This window comes from Nosocomiicoccus sp. HMSC067E10 (genome assembly GCF_001810835.1).
GTDB classification, from domain to species: domain Bacteria; phylum Bacillota; class Bacilli; order Staphylococcales; family Salinicoccaceae; genus Nosocomiicoccus; species Nosocomiicoccus ampullae_A.
Window position 1 is genome coordinate 3,461 of sequence record NZ_KV802779.1, and the last position, 4,793, is coordinate 8,253.

Annotated in this window: 5 protein-coding genes; 4 read left to right on the forward strand and 1 reads right to left on the reverse strand. The window is 37.9% G+C overall.

What is annotated here, in order from left to right; translation table 11 throughout:
• The coding region (locus HMPREF2767_RS08800) for a helix-turn-helix domain-containing protein (RefSeq protein ID WP_168162132.1) at nucleotides 1–195 on the reverse strand (195 nt) is incomplete at its 3' end.
• Between the two features lie 148 nt (nucleotides 196–343).
• On the opposite strand from HMPREF2767_RS08800, the gene HMPREF2767_RS07905 reads away from it, so the two are divergent.
• The 4 genes from HMPREF2767_RS07905 to copZ all read left to right on the forward strand — a co-directional run bounded on the left by HMPREF2767_RS07905 (nucleotide 344) and on the right by copZ (nucleotide 4,611).
• A complete protein-coding gene (locus HMPREF2767_RS07905) occupies nucleotides 344–1,618 on the forward strand; it encodes an anthrax toxin lethal factor-related metalloendopeptidase (protein ID WP_070623756.1) in 1,275 nt (424 codons plus the stop codon).
• 111 nt (nucleotides 1,619–1,729) lie between these two features.
• The gene (locus HMPREF2767_RS07910; RefSeq protein ID WP_070623760.1) at nucleotides 1,730–2,023 is read left to right on the forward strand and encodes a metal-sensing transcriptional repressor; all 294 of its coding nucleotides are present in this window, start codon (nucleotides 1,730–1,732) and stop codon (nucleotides 2,021–2,023) included.
• Between the two features lie 4 nt (nucleotides 2,024–2,027).
• Nucleotides 2,028–4,397, forward strand: coding sequence for a heavy metal translocating P-type ATPase (locus HMPREF2767_RS07915; RefSeq protein ID WP_070623763.1), 2,370 nt, complete (start codon nucleotides 2,028–2,030; stop codon nucleotides 4,395–4,397).
• Nucleotides 4,398–4,410: 13 nt separating this feature from the next.
• The gene (copZ, locus tag HMPREF2767_RS07920) at nucleotides 4,411–4,611 is read left to right on the forward strand and encodes a copper chaperone CopZ (RefSeq protein ID WP_083302093.1); all 201 of its coding nucleotides are present in this window, start codon (nucleotides 4,411–4,413) and stop codon (nucleotides 4,609–4,611) included.
• Nucleotides 4,612–4,793: the final 182 nt, after the last annotated feature.

Sequence of the window (4,793 nt, forward strand, 5' to 3'; positions counted from 1 at the left end):
ACTAGTATATTGAGTATTGCCTAGAGATTTAGCGAGTCCTTGATGTCCATATGTCTTATATTGTCCCACCCATTTTTCAACAAGGGACTTGTTTATATTATATTTTTTACCTAAAAATCTGTATCCTCCTTCTCCATTTAGGTATTCATTAACTACTTTTACCTTAAATTCAAAGCTATGCTTTTTATACTTCATACAAAAACACCCCTAAAGTTGGATTTTAGTGTCCAACTTTAGGGGTGCAGCTCAATACGGTGGTTCTTTTTTCTTTGTCAAAATTTACACACCACCAGTGATGACTTGAAGTAGTTATGGTACTATTGACGTAACTAGGAGTGAGGCAATGCGTACGATTAAAAAGATTTTGCTATCTTTTTTACTCATACCGGCTGTGCTACTGTCACCGATGACAGCAGTCGCAAATGAAACGTCGGTCAGCCCGTACTTAATGGATATGATCGATGTACGATTAAGTGAAAATAGTGAAGAAAATGAAACACATGTAAATAACATCATCAGTCGATTAAATCGAATTGACCAGCGTATTTTAGAAAACGTATCTCAGAGTGGTGTCACGATAATACTATCGGATTTACCGATGACGGAGTTCCCGGAGTTTAGTAATTTAAAAGGTGTCGTACCACGCGGACATACTGATACGTGGGATAACATACCAGGGCTCGGAGGATTCCAGTCGTATGTAAGAGTCGGAGCGAGTGAACCTGGAATTAAAAATAATCACGGTGACGTGAATTTAGAATTACACGAGTTTGGACATATCGTCGACAGCTTTTTAGTCGACGGAACGACGATATCTAAAGAAGATGAATTCGTTCAAATTCATGCTGAAGAATATGAAAAAATGTTCCCAGGGCAACCGTATTTTAAATACGTCGAAGAGTATTTTGCAGAAAGTTTTGCGTATTATTATTTAAGTCAAGATACGCGTAATATACTATCATCACGCGCTCCAAAAACGGCAGCATTTTTAGAAAATATGCACCGTAAAGTGTTTACGATTACTGACGTAAAAAGCGATGGTTTTTCATTATCATGGGATGATTATAGTGGAGAATATTATAACGTGATTGTTAATGGTTCTGTCGTTCACAGGACACAAGATTTAACAGCAGTCGTCGATGGTCTTGAGCCGAGTACGCTTTATGAGGTGGCTGTTGAAGTACGTGATAAAAACAATAACGTCATCGACAAAACGTACGTCGAATCGATTTATACGACCGCAAAAGCAAACGTCGAGACAGACCGTTTGAGTGCGTTACTCGTTGAAGTTGGAAAAGTGCCTGAGAGTAATATCACACCAGAGTTAAGAGAAGCGAAAAAAGAAGCGGCGAGTATTTTACAGCGCATAGTAAATGAAGATATTTCGCAAGAAGAAGTCGACGATGCGACGGCTAACTTAAGTGACGCATATCAAATCTTCCAGCCAAGAATTATGGAGAAAAATATTCAAGGTGAAGAAAACACGTTTACAAGTGAAACGTCCCACGTCAAAACAATGCCAAAACATATGACGTGGATCGTAATTTTAAGCGTCTCAGTCGTGCTTATTTTATTAGCAATCGTTTATTTATATTATTCAGGTCGAGAAGAAGATTAAAAACAGTTACGATTTTCGTAACTGTTTTTTATTTGTGGAGGTATTTCATCGACTTGAAATATACCCATATAGGGTATATAATAGAGTTATAAATGGTAAAGAGGTGACGACGTGCAAAGAGATAAAACAATTCGACACGATGAAGAAAAGACGAAACTTCTTAACCGCCTAAAAAGAATTGAAGGGCAAGTAAGAGGTGTTGAGAAAATGGTCGAAGATGATAGATATTGTATGGATATTTTAATTCAACTTCGTGCGATCGAATCCGCACTTCATAATGTTGGATTAGAAGTAACCGAGCGCCATATGAAACATTGCGTCTCACACGCAGTAAAAACAGGTGAAGGTGACGAATATATCGAAGAGTTAATGCGTATTTTAAAACAATTTTCAAAAAGTAGGTGAGTGAATGAGTGAGAAAAAAGAAACGCTCAAAATTACAGGCATGACGTGTAGTGCGTGTTCTTCACGTATTGAAAAAGTACTAAATAAAATGGACGGCGTAGATGCACAAGTGAACCTCGCGACTGAACTCGCGACAGTTAAATATGATAATGACAAGTTATCGACCAAAGACGTAAAAGATAAAATTAAAAACCTTGGATACGACGTTCAAATGAAGACGTCAGAGTTTAATATTACAGGTATGACGTGTGCGTCTTGTTCATCTCGAATCGAAAAAGTACTAAACAAAATGGATAGTGTCGAAACAGCGACTGTTAACTTAACGACAGAAAAAGCGACAGTAACATATAACGAACAAGAATTATCAGAGTATGACATTATTAAACGTATCCAAAAAATTGGATATGATGCTGAAACAGTAGAAGATGACACAGACAGTGCTACTAAAAAAGATGAAGCAACTGAAAAGTTAAAACGAAAAGTCATTATTAGCGCGATTCTTTCGGCACCACTTTTACTGACGATGCTCGATCACTTACTTGGTGTTCATTTACCAGCAATTTTCATGAATCCTTGGTTTCAACTTGCATTCGCGGCACCCGTACAATTTATAATTGGTTGGCAATTTTATAAGAGTGCCTATAAAAATTTAAAAACATTTAACGCGAATATGGACGTACTCGTCGTTATGGGTACAAGTGCAGCATTCTTATTCAGTTTATATGAGACGTATAAATGGATGAGATTTGGTACAGAACCACATTTATACTTTGAAGCGTCAGCAGTTATTATTACATTAATCTTATTCGGTAAATATTTAGAAGCGCGTGCAAAATCCGAAACGTCTAGTGCAATTTCAAAACTTCTTGATATGCAAGCGCGAGAAGCAAGAGTCATTCGTGACGGAAAAGAAGTAATGATTCCTGTTGAAGAAGTTGTTGTTGACGATATATTAATGATTAAACCTGGTGAAAAGATACCGGTAGATGGTATTGTATTAAAAGGAAATTCATCAATCGATGAGTCAATGTTAACAGGTGAATCTATTCCAGTCGAAAAAAATAAAGGTGACGAGTTAATCGGATCGACTGTAAACGAAAACGGTACATTAGAAATGCGCGCGACGAGAGTAGGTAAAGATACTGCACTTCAATCTATCGTAAAAATCGTTGAAGATGCACAAGGTGTGAAAGCACCTATTCAGCGTATGGCAGACGTTATTTCAAACTACTTTGTGCCAATCGTTATTGGAATTGGAATTGTGACATTTATCCTTTGGTATTTAATTACAGGTAAAGTTGAACCAGCACTTGTTGCGAGTGTGTCAGTACTAGTTATCGCATGTCCATGTGCGTTAGGACTTGCAACACCAACGTCAATTATGGTTGGTACGGGTAAAGGTGCAGAGCAAGGAATTCTCTTTAAAGGTGGAGAACACTTAGAGAAAACACACCAACTCGACACCATCATTTTAGATAAGACAGGTACAATCACGAATGGTACACCAGAAGTAACAGATTATACTGGTAGTGATGAGACATTACAATTGCTCGCAAGTGCAGAGAATCATTCCGAGCACCCGCTCGCAAATGCAATTGTTAAATACGCTAAAAGTGAAGGACTCGAATTATTATCTGTCGACGATTTTAAAGCAATACCAGGTCATGGTATTGAAGCGACGATTGAAAGTAAAGAAGTGTTAGTTGGTACGAGAAAACTAATGCGTGATCGAGCGGTTAATTTATCAGCAGCAGATGATATGGAAGTCTATGAATATGACGGTAAAACAGCGATGATTGTTGCAGTAAACGGAGAATATAAGGGAACGATTGCTGTACTAGATACTGTAAAAGATACTGCAAAAGAAGCGGTAAAATTACTCCATGAAGACGGATTAGAGGTCGTCATGCTAACTGGAGACAATAAACGTACTGCAGAAGCAATCGCAAGAACTGTTGGAATTGATACAGTCATTGCAGAAGTTTTACCAGAGGAAAAAGCAGAAGTTGTTAAAAAATACCAAAATTCGGGTAAAGTAGTAGGGATGGTTGGTGACGGTGTAAACGACGCGCCAGCTTTAGCACTCGCTGACATTGGTATTGCGATTGGAACAGGGACTGACGTTGCGATTGAAGCAGCGGACTTAACAATACTCGGTGAAGACTTAACACTCATTCATAAAGCAATTTCACTGAGCCATAAAACTATTCGTAATATTAAGCAAAACTTATTCTGGGCGTTTTTCTATAATACACTCGGAATACCAATCGCAGCCTTAGGACTTTTAGCACCATGGGTTGCTGGAGCTGCGATGGCATTTAGTTCAGTGAGTGTAGTATCAAATGCATTACGATTAAAACGTGTAAAATTATAGGAGTGATTATATAATGGAATCAATTATTAAAGTCGAAGGTATGACATGTGGTCATTGTAAACAGGCTGTAGAAACAGCATTAAACAATTTAGATGGTGTACAATCAGCAACAGTTGACTTAGAAAACGGCGACGTTACAGTCAAACATGAAGACAGTGTTACGAAAGAAGCAATGTCAGAAGCAATCGAAGATCAAGGCTACGACGTTGTGTAATTGAGTATACCCCTCGCATCACTCGGTGATGCGGGGGTCTTTTTATGCGAAGAGTCGGTGGAAGAGATTAGAGTGCGTTCGTTATGTAAAGATGGACGAGGTTTTAATTCTTATAAGAAATAAAAATAGACTGTCTGACCGATTTTATTAACAAAAAATAGTCGAATCTGTTAGATATATTG

Coding starts and splice junctions, on each gene's coding strand:
- copZ (WP_083302093.1), top strand. CDS start 4,411: ATGGAATCAATTATTAAAGTCGAAGGTATGACATGTGGTCATTGTAAA.
- HMPREF2767_RS07915 (WP_070623763.1), top strand. CDS start 2,028: ATGAGTGAGAAAAAAGAAACGCTCAAAATTACAGGCATGACGTGTAGT.
- HMPREF2767_RS07905 (WP_070623756.1), top strand. CDS start 344: ATGCGTACGATTAAAAAGATTTTGCTATCTTTTTTACTCATACCGGCT.